The sequence below is a fragment of the Bacillus gaemokensis genome (genome assembly GCF_001590835.1).
In the GTDB taxonomy this organism is placed as follows: domain Bacteria; phylum Bacillota; class Bacilli; order Bacillales; family Bacillaceae_G; genus Bacillus_A; species Bacillus_A gaemokensis.
This window is the reverse complement of the sequence record NZ_LTAQ01000056.1, coordinates 13,344-28,060: the sequence shown is the minus strand read 5'-3', so window position 1 is coordinate 28,060 and position 14,717 is coordinate 13,344. Positions and strand designations below refer to the sequence as shown.

Below are 14,717 nucleotides of genomic sequence, written 5' to 3'. Positions count from 1 at the left end.
TCATTCCTCTCAACTTAAAAGATTCTTTACCACTATATTTTCAAAATATTATTTCTTAATGACACAATCTAAAAAAGATTGACTTCATAGAAAAAAGCATCCCTAAAAGTAGATATCCTACTTATAGAAATGCTCTTTATCTTTTATTACTTACCGTCTTTCTCTGTTACATATGCCCACTTGAAGCTATATTCTGGGCTGATATTATGTTTTACAACATCTTTTACATTTGATTGCATTACATAAGCTCTACCAGATTGATATAACGGTACAAGTGCTGCATCTTCTTCAATTAGTATTTTTTCCGCTTTACCTAACTCTTCCCAACGTTTCTTCGCATCTGACATCCACTCAGTTGAACCTTTTTTGATAATCTCATCATACTTTGGATTTGAGTAACTCATTTGGTTGTGCGAATGCTTAGATTCAAACATATCTAAGAATGTCATTGGATCCGCATAGTCTGGGTTCCAGCCACCAAAAGAGATGTCATAATCTTGATCTTGTTCAACTTTTAATTTTTGCTTAAATGGCTGAAGTTTAATATTTACTGTTACACCTTTTAAATTTTTCTCAATTTGATCTTTTACATATTCTCCAACTTTCTTCGAGTTACCAGTGTCGTAATTTAACAATTCAATTGTTACTTGATCTTTCCCAAGCTCTTTCTTCGCTTCTTCCCATGCTTTTGCAGCTTTTTTCGCATCTGATTTTAAGCCATTTTTAAACTCTTCTTGGAAATCTTTACCGCTAGGACCTGTTGCTAATCCCTTTGGAACTAGGAAGTCTGCAGGTTTTGAACCATCATTTAAAATTACATTTGCTAAAGCCTTTTTATCGATTGACATTGCAATTGCTTCACGCAATTTTTTGTTCTTTAACGGTGTATCTTGACCACCACGTTTTTGGTTTAAACGCAGGAAGAATGTTCCTGTTTCTAAATATGTTCCAAACTCATCTTTCTTAGCTCTATATTTATCAACAAATTCTCCAGTTAATAGTGTAAAGTCAATTTCACCACTATCATATAAGTTTACATTTGTTCCTGGCTCTTTTACCACGCTAAAGTTAATTTCCTCGAGTTTTACATTTTTCTTATCCCAATACGTATCATTTTTCTTTAACTTCCAACCTTGTTCATGCTTCCATTCTGACATAACAAACGGCCCATTATACACTAATGTATCAGCTTCTAAACCGTACTTGTCACCTTTTTCCTTCACAACTTTTTCATTTAATGGATAATAGTTTACAAATGCTGTTAAATTCAAGAAGTATGGAACTGGCGTTTCCAATTCAACTTCTAATGTATAATCATCCACAGCTTTTACACCTAACGTAGATACTTCTGCTGTTCCTTTATTAACTGCTTCTGCATTTTTCAAAGGAAATGCAATAAACGCATACTCAGCAGCTGTTTTCGGATCTAACAAACGTTGCCATGCGAAAACAAAGTCTTTCGCCGTTACCGGATCACCATTTGACCATTTTGCATCTTTACGAAGTTTAAATGTATATTTTTTGCCATCCTCACTTTTCGTGCTTGATTCAGCTACAGCTGGGATTGGCTTATTATTTTTATCAAGACGATATAATCCTTCCATTGTGTTCCCTATAATTTGTGATGATAATGTATCTGTAGATTTCGAAGAATCCATTGATGGAATCTCGTTTCTTTCTGTACGATTCAATACTTGCTTTGCTGCATACTTAACATCGGATTTACTATCACCACTACTTGAATTCGTACTTGTTTTTTTATCCCCACCTGATCCTGAACATGCTGTTAATGCCATACTCATTGCTAATACCGGTGCTACGACTGCTGTTAGTTTTTTCATCTTTTTCTTTTTCACTTTTTGTACCCTCCCTAATTCCTGTACGTTCCTAGTTTAGTAAATTTTCTGATAATTCTAATTTTCTTTATATATTCATCAGAAGATTTCTATTAATTATTATTTTACTAATTTTTCGCATTTTGTAAAGTATTATTATTGAAAATTTTTAAAAAATTATTTTATTGCAGTAATATTTATAAACATTCTGTTACGTTAATATAAAGTTTTTTATTATTACTACGAACGTACTGTCTTTCTTCTATTTATTCCAATTTTAAATAAAACCCTTGTAAATTATTGTTAATAAATAATGTATAAATCTAAAAAATCTTTTCTTAACAAAATAAAAAAGCAGATCACGATATGTGTCTACTTTAAAAGATATTACTAATTTTCTTCATTGTCCTCTTTTTCTACTTGTTGTTCACTTAAGCCAAGATGTTTTCGCAGTGTACTACTAAGTTCTCTTAAACTCTTTATATCTGGATTATAATAATATACGCGTTCTCCCTTCGGACCATTTGGTAAATATAAGTCATCGCCAGCTAATTGTATTTTATCAATTGAAGCATTTAATCCATACTTATAAAATGACAGGATATCATCTAAGTTTAAATTTGTCTTAAAATCACCATCAACGGCGTCAATCATCTTTCCTACTTTTGTAATAGATCCAACGCTTTTTAATTTATTCAAAATCGCCTCAATAACAAGCTGTTGGCGTTGCCCACGCATAGCATCATTATCAATATGACGTGTTCTAGCAAGAGCAAGCGCTTGTTCCCCAGTTAAGGATTGCACCCCTTTTTTTAGATGAATAGCATCAGGCTCATCTTTACTGTTTTGTTCAGTAAATTCAACCGGAACATCTATTTCAATCCCCCCTAAACCATCCACAACTTTTATAAATGAATTGAAATTAAATTTCACAAAATAATCCACTGGTACATGCAATAATTTTTCTACTGCCTCAACAGAAGCTTGTGGTCCACCATCCTTTCCGTTCTTTACAAATCCCCTTCCATACGCATGTGTTATTTTATCTTTTTTCTTTTCAATTGGAACATATGTATACGTATCACGAGGGATACTTGTTAACTTAACCGTCTTATCATCTTTATTAAAAGTAGCTAGTAATAAGGCATCTGTATGAAAAGCGCCATTATATTCCTTTTGACGCTCTTGATTTTCATCAATTCCCATGATTAAAAGAGAGACATTATTTGTTATTGGCTTTACAGCTTCCTCGCGTAAATCCGATTTCTCACCACGAGCTAGACTGAGAGAAGCTTTTTTCGCCGCATTAGAAGCCTTATTATATAGATACGTACCATATCCAATCCCGCATACTAGCATAATTCCTAAACATACTCCTATCACCTTTCTTTTTTTAAATTTTCTCTTATTCTTTTTTTCACGTGAACTCAAATGATTCTCCATATTGTTTCCCCCGAAATTTATTGTTGTCTGTAAATTAAAAATTAGCACCATCACAAATCTTTTATTTATCCAATATATTTTTCAGCTTTTCGTATGACGAAACATCTTTTTGAAATACTCTTTCATCGATTCCCTTATTTATTTGTATCTTTTCTGTAGTAATAGAATATTGAATTCTCCCATTATGAAAACTAAGAAAATTCAGCATAATCCCTGTATTTTTATCTACAACCATTTCGAAGTTCCCCCGTAAATCTTCCGATGTACTTACAGGCATCTCTATGTTTATCACACCCTCTATTCTGTAACAGTCTAATCCAAGATACTTTGTTTCTTTAAAGCTCCAATCTTTATATCTAATTAACAAATCAGCAAACTCTGATTGAATACTGTATTTAGCAAATCCTATATACTCACCGTCATACCGCTTTTTCTCTCCTACTTTATTAAAAGCTCTTTCGGTAGGAGTTAACTTTATTAATTCTTTATTTTTCGGTTCGGGCTTCCAATTTATTTCTTTATAAGTAGCATCTTTATCATTAAATTCTTGTTTTTTCCCTTCTGTATATAAAGCTGTTATTTTCTTTGACTGACGATCCTCTTTAGAAGAAATTCCCCTCTTACTCTCCGTATCTATTGCATACTTATACGTAGTAATAAGGCGCGATGAACTAGAATATTCTTCAAATTGACCTGTTACACTTTTAAAATGATCGATCGAATCGAGCATTTTTTGATGAATCTTTTCTTTTTCAGGATAACTCACATTAGACTTTGTCTCTTCTTCATTCTCATAATCTGAAAATGCTTTTTTCGTTATATATTCAAGAACTCCCCCTTTTTGCGCAAAACTCTGCACGGAAAATTCAAACATAGAAATAATCGATAATATCATTATTGCCGCACTAACCATTATGGCTTGCACTTTATAAGACTTCTTTTTAACCGGAATATTATGTAATGTATTATTAATTTTCTGATTCAACTGCTCTGGTAACAATACGTTTTCCTTTTCTATTCGCTTTTTTAACTTCTCATCAAACAACTTTTCCTTATCCATCGTATACACCCCCTATTCCATTTTTAATAGTTTCTGTAGTTGTTCCCTCGCACGTGATAGTCTTGATTTAACCGTTCCTTTTTGAATTTCTAACAGCGTTGCGATATTCTCTTGATTCATATCCTCATAATAATACAGCACTGTTACAGCTCTTAATTCTTCATTTAAAGACTGAATCGCATTATGAAGGTCTATGTCTTCATAATGATCAAATGCTACCATATGATAGTTACTCTCTTCTATTCTGGTTACTTTTTTATGCGATCGTATCATTTCATTACAGTAATTAATTAAAATTCGGATTAACCATGTTTGAAAAAACTCTTCATTTTTAAGCTTTTTTATATTTTCATAAGCTTTCAAAATTGTTGTTTGTATGGCATCTTCTATATCAGCTTCATCATATAACATTGCTTTTGCAATTCGGTAAAGCTTAACTTTATGTGTATGTATGAGTGAGACAAATGCTTCATGATTACCTTTTTTAGCTAAAGAAACATCGCTCTCTTCTTTTACTATCGTTTTATATAAAGGTATTACTTTCACTGTCGGCCCTCCCGCTTTATATCCATCTAATAAAACTTTACACTTATTAGATGGATTAGTGGGATAAAAGGTTCATTTTTTTATAAAATTTGTAAAAAAAACAAAAAGATAGTTAATTCTTTACGAACTAACTATCTTCTCGAATCTATTCATCTATAACGGCAAATCTCTCTTCTTAAACAATATAATCGCTACTAAAAAGATACAAATTGCTCCGCATACTAACCCAATACTTACCGGCCATATGTTATATGTCCCTGCAACAATTTCTTCTGGACGGAACAACGTAAATAGTGATATATGTCTCATCCATTCTAACTTATCACTTAATTTCCCTACTATATCTAATAAGTAAAAGAGGATTGTTACACTAGCTGAATAACTAAGCGCCTTTCGTTCATCATTAAACAAGCAAGAAAATAAAAATGAATAGGCACTGACTACTAAAAATATGAGGCCTCCGACTAGATTCATCTTAAAGAATAATTCTTGATTTAAATTATTGTCTTTCAAGAACCACTCTGCTCCAAGTACACCGGACCCATACGTAACAAGTACAATAATTAGCAATCCAAGAACAAGAACGGCCCCTTGTGTAATGGCAATTCTCACTCTTGATACAGGAGTTGCTAACAAATAAGCCATTGCTCCTTTATCTACATACCGAGCCATTAAATGCGTCGCAACCGTTACACTAAAAATCGTTAAAATAATAATAAACAACATACCGTAATATTTACCAGCTAAAAAATCATTTACATTTTGGATTGGATTCTCCATACCAGCAATCTTTTTTAAACTATCAGGCATGGCAGCCATCATTTCGTTTAATCCTTTTGCAGATACGAGTGACGGAAATACCCAAATTAATAACCACAAATAAAGAGCCGAGCCAATTGAGTAACTCCATATATTTTTTTGATTCTCCTTCATGCTAGCCAAGAATAACTGTTTATTCATGCTTGGCACCTTCTTTCGCATCATAATAATGCATAAATAAGTACTCTAAATCCATTGCCCTCGTTTGAAGTGCTTTTACATTGTATTGTGCAAGTGTTTGTAATACTTCCTGATAATTCCCCTGCACAATAATTGATGCCGTATTTCCCTTCGTAGTTTCAAATTGTAAATTTGTCTTTTGTAACGAGCGTATCTCTTCTGAAGAAGACAATGTTACATCCATTACCTGTCTTCTCATCCCTTGTAAATCATGGATATTTTCCACTGTTACAAGACGACCATCTTTAATAATAGCCACCCGGTCACATGTCCGCTCAATTTCTGTAAAAATATGTGAAGACATCAAGATTGTCTTTCCTTTTTGTTTCTCTTCTAGTATTAAATCAATAAAAATTTGCTGCATAAGTGGATCTAACCCTGATGTCGGCTCATCTAAAATTAAGACTTCTGGATCATGCATAAATGCAGCTACAATCCCCACTTTTTGTTTCATCCCTTTAGACATTTTTCGAATCGGTGTTTTCACATCGAATTGTAATCTTTCAATGAGCTCATCGCGACGTTTTATCTGCTTTAATCCACGCATACCTTGCATAAGTTTTAAAAATTCTAATCCGTTCATTCCTTCTATAAAAGAAATTTCTCCTGGTAAATACCCAACTTCTCGTTGAATTTTCGCAGCTTCATTCCAACAATCTAATCCGAAGATTGCAGCATGACCAGCTGTCGGCTTTATAAATCCCATCAAATTACGGATTGTTGTTGATTTTCCAGCCCCGTTTGGTCCTAGGTAACCGAAGACTTCACCTTCTTTTACTTGGAAGGTAATATCAAATAAACCTTTCCCATTCGAAAACTGTTTTGTGACATTTTGGACTAAAATCATTATTCCACCTCATTTTTTGAAATATTTTATAGTTTATATTTCAAAATTATTGTACTCCTCTTCATGTATATCCGCAACAATATTTTTGAAATATTTATATGTCCATATTTCAAAAATATTGTTTTCATCTTCATTTCCTTGTATATTTTAAGTGAGGTGATTGTATTGAACGGTTTTGAAAAAGTAAAAGAAAAGAAAAAACGTGCCATTAAAGATGCCGCATTATTATTATTTTCCGAACGTGGATTTAACGAAGTAAAAATAGAGGATATTGCAAAAGAAGCAAAAGTATCGCAAGTTACCATTTATAATCATTTTGGGAGTAAAGATGCTCTTTTTAGAGAGCTTATTCAAGAATTTGCGACAACTGAGTTTCAATTCTATCAAGAGCTAGCATCCGAAAACATGCCTTTTCATGAAATGATGCATAAAATGATTGTTAGGAAGATGGAAAGAGGCGGTATATTTCACCCCGACATGCTGTTGCAAGTAATCCAAAAAGATCCGGAGCTTCGTGCGTTTATATATGGTTATCAAAACGAAACGGTTCTGCCTTGGTTTTTAGAGATATTAGAAAATGCGCAGCGTAAAAATGAAATTAACCCCAACCTTTCAAAAGAAATGATGTTACTATACATTCAAATGTTTAGTAAACTTGGTGATGACTACGGGCTTCAATTGTTGGAAGGAGATCGCGAAAAACATATTCAAGATATTGTTACGATGTTTTTCTATGGGCTTTCTAACCCTGAAAATATGAATCACAAAAATTAAATAACTTATTAATATCAAAGGAGAATATTACATGCCACATAATAAGCTTTTTTATGAGGTAATTTGTATGAGTTGTAGACAAATATTTAAGGTATACGAAGGAACTCAAATATACAAACGCTTTAAAGAAAATAGAAATGGAAAATACAATTGTGAGCAATGTAGCCATAATATACGGTTAGAAGCAATTAAAAATTTTTTTAATAAATACTAAAAGAATTTTATTGTATATCTAATCGAATTAAACGTATATTTCAATCCCGAAAATCATAAAAAAGACACGAAATCGTGTCTTTTTATGGTCTATAATGAAATGACTCTACCTGTTTCATTACTTTCAATAGCTGCTTGAATAACACGGATAACTTGTAAACCTTCTTCCGCTGTTACAGGAACTGGCACCCCATTTACAATACTATCTCGAATTCCTTTATAATACATGTCATAGCATCCAACTTCTGTCGGAATACGATGCATCTCTTCTTCTGCTTCTAAAACAGCAAAATTACTTTCACTATCTTCTCCATATCCAGTATCGCCTGGCTTCATACCAGCTTTCAATTGTTCTTCTTGTGAATCCATACCATATTTCACAATCGAACCTTTATCTCCGTGGACATTAAAATGCGGTCCTGCATGCTTTACATAACTACTGCTATGTAAAATAACACGTTTTACCCCATAATGAAGTACAATGTGGAAATAATCATCAGTCTCTGCTCCTGGTCGTTGCTTTACTACATCTGCACTGACAACATCCGGCTTTCCAAACAAATAAAGAGCTTGATCAATTAAATGAGATCCTAGATCATATAAGATACCAGACCCTGGTAAATTCTTTTCTCGCCAACGATCACGCACATGAGGACGGAACCGATCAAAATGCGCTTCATATGTATACACATTTCCAATTTGTTTTTCTTCAATTGCCTTCTTTATTGTTAAAAAATCATTATCAAAACGACGATTATGATACACACTAACGACTACATCATGTTTTTTCGCCAATGCAATGAGCTCTTCTCCTTCTTCAACTGAAACGACAAATGGTTTTTCTACCACAACATGTTTCCCATGTACAATAGCCTCTTTCACAAATGGAAAATGTGTTGTATTTGGTGAAGTAATGACAACAAGATCTATATCATTTCTTTTTACTAATTCTTCAATTGTGCTAATAACTTGTACAGTTGGTAATGCTTGTTTCACTATCTCTTCTTTTGAAGATACGATAGCACGAATATCATATTCACTAATCGTTTGTAATAAAGGGATGTGAAATGTTGTACTAGAAAATCCAAATCCTACAATCCCTACGCCTATTTTTTTCATATATTCCCTCCATTTATGAGAACGATTTCATTTTTATTATAACAAGTTTTGTTTTATTTACATAACCATTTGCTCACACTTAGATCGTAAAGAAAAAACAAGGAACTTTGATACATTTTTTCGTTTTTATGTTGATTACAATACTATCCACGCAAATTATGATAGATTCTACAAAAACATTCTTTTATACAGATTAAGAGAATTATAGATATATATTAGCATTTTTCCTCTAAAGAATACCTCCTACTTTAAACTTATCTGCGCTTATTTATTTTATTCTTCTATAAGATTTTATAAAGCTAGAATTTTCTCAATATAAAAAATAAAAACACATTTTATAATAACTCTCGAGCTAATCATTTTGTAAACTGTATTTTTTATATTCTATTTCTAAGAGTATTTATAACATTATGTCTATCTCTTAAACAAGGAAGGTTAACGTCATGAACAATACAGAAAAAAATTAGAATACATATTGTTTAGTAGCTGGTGTGTTTCTCTTATCGCAACCCTTGGGAGTTTGTATCTTTCTGAAATAATGAAATATGAACCCTGTACATTATGCTGGTATCAACGCATTCTCATGTATCCACTAGTTCTTTTGTTAGGAACGGCTATTATTCGAAAAGATTATAGAATTGGGATTTACAGCTTAGTTCTCGCTATCGTTAGTGCATGTATAGCTACTTATCATTATTCACTTCAAAAAAATCCATTTTTATCTGAAAACGGAACAGTGTGTGGACGAATACCTTGCACAGGAGATTATTTAAATTGGCTTTTAATTTATTACAATTCCATTTCTTGCTCTAATAGCCTTTCTTCTTAATTATTATTTGCGGCGTTATTCTAATTAAAATAAGCAAGGAGAGAAACAGTATATGAAAAAAATGCTTTTTTTCATCATTACTATTTTATCAATATTTACACTTATTATTATTCTAACCAATAAAGAGAAAAAAAGTGAAAAAACCATAAGTACAGAGCAGGTAAATTATTATAAGAATCAAATTACACCCGAACAATTGCAACAAGATCTATCAAATCACAGAGAAAAAATAGTTTATTTCTATAAAACAACCTGTCCCCACTGCTTAAAGATTTCACCAATTGTAGTCCCTATAGCAAAAAATATGAATATTGACATGCAAGTTCTGAATCTAGAAGAGTATAAACAAGGTTGGGGTATGTTTCAAATAAAAGGACACCTACCATTATTTCTTACAAAGATGGGAAGGAAATAAATCGAATTTTAGGAGAGCAATCTTTACAAACGTTTCAAGCATGGTTTGAAAACAACAAATAAGAAATTAGAGTAGTCTTAAACTTAAAGCTTCCACTAATTCAAAAAAACCATGCTCTATATAGAACATGGCTTTCACTAATAAGATGAATATATTTAATCAGAATTCTTACTATTGTTTATTCAGTCTATCCGTTTCTTCGTCCACGTCTCAACCACTTCACCAGTATCACTCACATCTAAAACTAAGCTACCGTTACTATAGCGGTCTTTATTACGAAACGTTTTCGGATCAATTTCTTCTACAATTTGTTTCTCTGTTTTCATATAAACAAGTTCATCATCTCGAACAATTTCAATACCGACAATCCGATATGGATTACGTTTTAACTCTTTAAAAATAACAAGACCTCGCTTTGCCCTTGTTGACCTCTCAATTTCGGAAGCTTTTAATCGTTTAACTGCACCGCGCTGCGTTACGAGAATAAGCTGATCCTTTTCACCATTTAACGGCCTACCAGAAGCAACATAGTCTTCCTCTTTTAAATTGATACCCTTTACACCAGCTGCTCTTACGCCAACTGGACTTACTTCTTCTTCATTAAAAATAAGCGCATATGCACCGTGCGTTGCAAGAACAATATCACTCGTTCCATCTGTTGCAAATATATCCACAACTTCATCATCTTTTTTCAAGTTTACCGCAACAAATGCCCTTGAATAACGCTGCACTTTATACTGATTTAACTCTGTCTTCTTAATCATACCATTTCGGGTTACAAACACAACAAATCGCTTTTCTTCCTCAAAATTCGGTACAACAGTCGCCCAAATTAACGTCTCATCTCGTTCAAGTGAAACAATATTCGCAACGTGCTGACCTAAATCTTTCCAACGAATATCTGGCATTTCATAAACAGGAAGATAAATATAATTTCCTTTACTTGTGAATAACAGGATTGTTTCTGTTGTATTTGTATCGAAACGTTCGAGTAAGATGTCGCCCTCTTTCATACCGAAGTCTTTTCCACTTGATGCATTATGCGAGCGCCAGCCTGTTCGCTTCACATAACCTTCTTTCGTTACAGTAACGATGACATCTTCTTGCGGAATCATTACTTCCACATCAATTTTAATTTCTTCAATTTCTTCCTCAATAACAGCGCGACGATTATCACTATACGTTTTCTTTACTCTTTTCAAATCTGTTTTTATTACTTGAAGAAGTCTTTTCTCACTTTGTAAAATCGCTTGTAATTCTGTAATTTTCTTTTGTAGCTCTTCTTCTTCTTTTTCTAGCGCTGTAATATCTGTATTTGTTAAACGGTACAATTGCAAGGATACAATTGCTTCCGCTTGCGCTTCTGTAAATCCAAACTTTGCACTTAAATTATCTTTTGCATTACGTTTATCTTTAGATGCCCGAATTGTTTCAATCACTTTATCTAAAATCGACAATGCTTTCATTAAACCGGCTACAATATGTTGACGATTTTCAGCTTTTCTCAGTTCATATTCTGAACGACGAGTAACAACTTCCTTTTGATGTCCAATGTACGCATCTAAAATTTTCGGCAGCGTCATAAGTGTTGGGCGGCGATTATTTATCGCTACCATATTGAAGTTATAAGGAATTTGCAAATCCGTATTTTTGTATAAATAATTCAAAATACCTTCTGCATTCGCTTCTTTTTTTAGTTCTACAACAATCCGAAGCCCCGTACGATCCGTCTCATCACGCACTTCTGCAATCCCATCTAGCTTTTTATCTAGACGTAGTTCATCCATTTTCTTGACAAGGTTTGCTTTATTTACTTCGTATGGAATTTCCGTTATGACGATTTGCTGTTTACCTCCGCGAATCGTTTCAACTTCTGCTTTTCCACGAATGATAATTTTTCCTTTTCCTGTCTCATACGCTTTTTTAATTCCATCAAGGCCTTGAATAATACCACCTGTTGGGAAGTCAGGACCTTTTATAACTGTTAATAAATCATCTACAGAACTATTTGGCTTATCAATGCGCATCATTGTAGCATCGATTACTTCACCAAGATGATGCGGTGGGATTTCCGTTGCATAACCAGCTGAAATCCCTGTTGAACCGTTTACTAAGAGATTCGGAAACATAGCTGGTAAAACAACTGGTTCTTCACTTGTATCATCAAAGTTTGATACAAATTCCACCGTTTCCTTATCAATATCACGCAATAACTCAGATGCAATTGGTGATAAACGAGCCTCTGTATAACGCATTGCTGCGGCTGGATCACCGTCAACGCTACCATTATTCCCGTGCATTTCAACCAATACGTTACGTACTTTCCAATCTTGACTTAAACGCACCATCGCTTCATATACGGAAGAATCACCGTGTGGATGGTAGTTACCAATTACGTTCCCAACTGTTTTAGCTGATTTACGAAATGTTTTGTCATGTACATTTCCCTCGACATACATCGAGTATAAGATACGACGTTGTACTGGCTTTAAACCATCACGCGCATCTGGTAGCGCGCGATCTTGAATAATGTATTTACTATAACGTGCAAAGCGGTCACCTAACACGTCTTCAAGCGGGAGGTCATGAAACTTCTCTGCTTGCATGTTATTCCACCTCCGTCTCCATAATCATTTCATTCTCTAAAATATTACCTTCTTCTTGCATACCGAACTGTACATTACGCTCGATCCATTTACGACGGGGTTCTACTTTATCTCCCATCAACGTTGTTACGCGGCGTTCTGCTCTTGCGGCATCATCGATTTTCACGCGAATTAACGTACGCGTTTCGGGATTCATCGTCGTTTCCCATAATTGGTCAGCATTCATTTCACCAAGACCTTTATAGCGCTGCAACATATATCCTTTACCGACCTTTTTCGTCACACCGTCTAATTCTTCATCTGACCATGCGTATTCAATCACTTCACTTTTCCCTTTTCCTTTACTTACTTTATATAAAGGTGGAAGCGCAATAAATACTTTACCTGCTTCAATTAATGGCTTCATATAACGGTAGAAGAACGTAAGTAATAACACCTGAATATGCGCTCCATCTGTATCAGCATCTGTCATAATTACAACTTTATCATAATTAATGTCCTCAACAGTAAACTCTGTTCCAACACCGCCACCAATTGCATAAATAATCGTATTGATCTCTTCATTTTTGAAAATATCAGCAAGCTTTGCTTTTTCCGTATTAATTACTTTACCACGAAGTGGCAAGACTGCTTGAAAACGACGATCACGTCCTTGTTTTGCAGAACCACCGGCAGAGTCACCCTCTACTAAATACAATTCGTTCTTCTGTGGATTACGTGATTGCGCAGGTGTTAATTTCCCGCTCAATGTTCCTTCTGAACGTTTTTTCTTCTTACCAGTACGAGCTTCTTCTCTAGCTTTACGTGCTGCTTCGCGTGCTTGCGCTGCCTTAATCGCTTTCCTCACAAGAAGTGTTGCTACGTCTGGATTTTCTTCTAAAAAGTATGCTAAATGCTCCGAGACAATTGCATCTACGGAAGAGCGTCCTTCACTTGTCCCTAGCTTCCCTTTCGTTTGTCCTTCGAATTGTAATAAATCCTCCGGTACGCGTACAGAAACAATCGATGCTAATCCTTCACGAATATCTGTACCTTCTAAATTTTTATCTTTCTCTTTTAATAAAGAAACTTTACGAGCATATTCATTGAAAACGCGCGTCATGGCTGTTTTAAATCCAGCCTCATGTGTTCCACCATCTTTTGTACGCACATTATTTACAAACGAAAGAATGTTTTCTGAATAGCCATCATTAAACTGAAATGCAAGTTCTGCCTCAATTCCATTTTGCTCCCCTGAGAAGTATACAACTGGATGAATAGAGTCTTTTTCCTCATTTAAGTAAGTAACAAATGCTTCAATTCCTGTTTCATAATGGAACACATCTTCTAAATCATTTCGTTCATCTTTTAAAGTGATTTTCATTCCTTTTAACAGAAATGCAGATTCACGTAATCTTTCACATAACGTTTCATAGTTATAATTTGTTGTACTGAAAATAGACGGATCTGGTTTAAAATGCATCTTCGTACCAGATTCCTTTGTTTTCCCAACTCTCTCTAATGTCGTTGCAGGATTACCACCATTTTCAAAACGTTGTTCATATATGTTTCCATCACGCTTAATTGTTACAACAAGCCATTCTGATAATGCATTTACAACAGATGCACCCACACCGTGTAAACCACCACTTGTCTTATAACCACCTTGACCAAATTTCCCTCCAGCATGAAGTACAGTTAAAATAACTTCAGGTGTTGGTTTTCCAAGCTTATGCATTCCCGTAGGCATTCCGCGCCCTTTATCAGTAACACTAATACTATTATCTTTATGTATTACGACAGTAATTTCGTCGCCAAATCCCGCTAATGCTTCATCAACGGAGTTATCTACTATTTCGTATACTAAATGATGCAATCCACGGCTGTCCGTGCTCCCGATATACATACCCGGGCGTTTTCGAACGGCTTCAAGACCTTCAAGCACTTGAATTGCATCTTCGTTATATTGAAATTGATGCTTTGCCAAACTCCTTGCCCCTTTCCTAATCAAATCAGAACATATGTTTCTATTATAGAATAACTCCTTCACCA

At 34.2% G+C, this 14,717-nt stretch carries 12 protein-coding genes and 1 pseudogene; 4 read left to right on the top strand and 9 right to left on the bottom strand.

The genetic code is table 11. The features are described from left to right. Window positions 1-146 precede the first annotated feature (146 nt). From AZF08_RS23275 to AZF08_RS23250, 6 genes are all read right to left on the bottom strand, one after another. Complete coding sequence (locus AZF08_RS23275) at window positions 147-1,841, bottom strand: peptide ABC transporter substrate-binding protein (RefSeq protein ID WP_082793737.1); 1,695 nt, start codon at window positions 1,839-1,841, stop codon at window positions 147-149. A gap of 384 nt (window positions 1,842-2,225) precedes the next feature. Further along, window positions 2,226-3,278 (bottom strand): LCP family protein, encoded by a 1,053-nt coding sequence (locus tag AZF08_RS23270; RefSeq protein ID WP_033678450.1) that lies wholly within the window; start codon window positions 3,276-3,278, stop codon window positions 2,226-2,228. A gap of 61 nt (window positions 3,279-3,339) precedes the next feature. After that, window positions 3,340-4,338: a hypothetical protein gene (locus AZF08_RS23265; RefSeq protein ID WP_033678438.1), complete on the bottom strand. Its 999-nt coding sequence runs from the start codon at window positions 4,336-4,338 to the stop codon at window positions 3,340-3,342. 12 nt (window positions 4,339-4,350) lie between these two features. Further along, the gene (locus AZF08_RS23260) at window positions 4,351-4,884 is read right to left on the bottom strand and encodes an RNA polymerase sigma factor (protein WP_033678435.1); all 534 of its coding nucleotides are present in this window, start codon (window positions 4,882-4,884) and stop codon (window positions 4,351-4,353) included. A 153-nt stretch (window positions 4,885-5,037) separates the two neighbouring features. After that, entirely contained in the window at window positions 5,038-5,844 is an 807-nt protein-coding gene (locus AZF08_RS23255) for an ABC transporter permease subunit (RefSeq protein WP_033678432.1), read from the bottom strand. Further along, window positions 5,837-6,730 carry an ABC transporter ATP-binding protein gene (locus tag AZF08_RS23250; RefSeq protein ID WP_033678429.1) on the bottom strand — a complete coding sequence of 298 codons (894 nt, stop codon included), beginning with the start codon at window positions 6,728-6,730 and terminating at the stop codon, window positions 5,837-5,839. Before AZF08_RS23250 ends, AZF08_RS23255 begins: the two co-directional genes overlap by 8 nt. A 138-nt stretch (window positions 6,731-6,868) precedes the next feature. Here AZF08_RS23250 and AZF08_RS23245 point away from each other — a divergent pair, with 138 nt between their 5' ends. Then, window positions 6,869-7,504 (top strand): TetR/AcrR family transcriptional regulator, encoded by a 636-nt coding sequence (locus AZF08_RS23245; RefSeq protein WP_082246202.1) that lies wholly within the window; start codon window positions 6,869-6,871, stop codon window positions 7,502-7,504. Window positions 7,505-7,535: 31 nt separating this feature from the next. Then, window positions 7,536-7,718 carry a hypothetical protein gene (locus AZF08_RS31575; protein WP_033678422.1) on the top strand — a complete coding sequence of 61 codons (183 nt, stop codon included), beginning with the start codon at window positions 7,536-7,538 and terminating at the stop codon, window positions 7,716-7,718. Between the two features lie 89 nt (window positions 7,719-7,807). Here the strand turns inward: AZF08_RS31575 and AZF08_RS23235 are convergent, their stop codons facing one another. Further along, window positions 7,808-8,836, bottom strand: coding sequence for an oxidoreductase (locus tag AZF08_RS23235; RefSeq protein WP_033678419.1), 1,029 nt, complete (start codon window positions 8,834-8,836; stop codon window positions 7,808-7,810). A 443-nt stretch (window positions 8,837-9,279) separates the two neighbouring features. On the opposite strand from AZF08_RS23235, the pseudogene AZF08_RS29250 reads away from it, so the two are divergent. Both AZF08_RS29250 and AZF08_RS23230 read left to right on the top strand, forming a co-directional pair. Then, window positions 9,280-9,721 (top strand): annotated as a pseudogene (locus tag AZF08_RS29250) (disulfide oxidoreductase). Then, window positions 9,718-10,080 carry a thioredoxin domain-containing protein gene (locus tag AZF08_RS23230; protein ID WP_235190127.1) on the top strand — a complete coding sequence of 121 codons (363 nt, stop codon included), beginning with the start codon at window positions 9,718-9,720 and terminating at the stop codon, window positions 10,078-10,080. The pseudogene AZF08_RS29250 and the gene AZF08_RS23230 overlap by 4 nt, the downstream one beginning before the upstream one ends. 182 nt (window positions 10,081-10,262) lie before the next feature. Here the strand turns inward: AZF08_RS23230 and parC are convergent, their stop codons facing one another. Beyond that, window positions 10,263-12,686, bottom strand: coding sequence for a DNA topoisomerase IV subunit A (gene parC, locus AZF08_RS23225; RefSeq protein ID WP_033678416.1), 2,424 nt, complete (start codon window positions 12,684-12,686; stop codon window positions 10,263-10,265). Window position 12,687: 1 nt separating this feature from the next. After that, window positions 12,688-14,652 carry a DNA topoisomerase IV subunit B gene (gene parE / locus AZF08_RS23220; protein ID WP_033678413.1) on the bottom strand — a complete coding sequence of 655 codons (1,965 nt, stop codon included), beginning with the start codon at window positions 14,650-14,652 and terminating at the stop codon, window positions 12,688-12,690. Window positions 14,653-14,717: the final 65 nt, after the last annotated feature.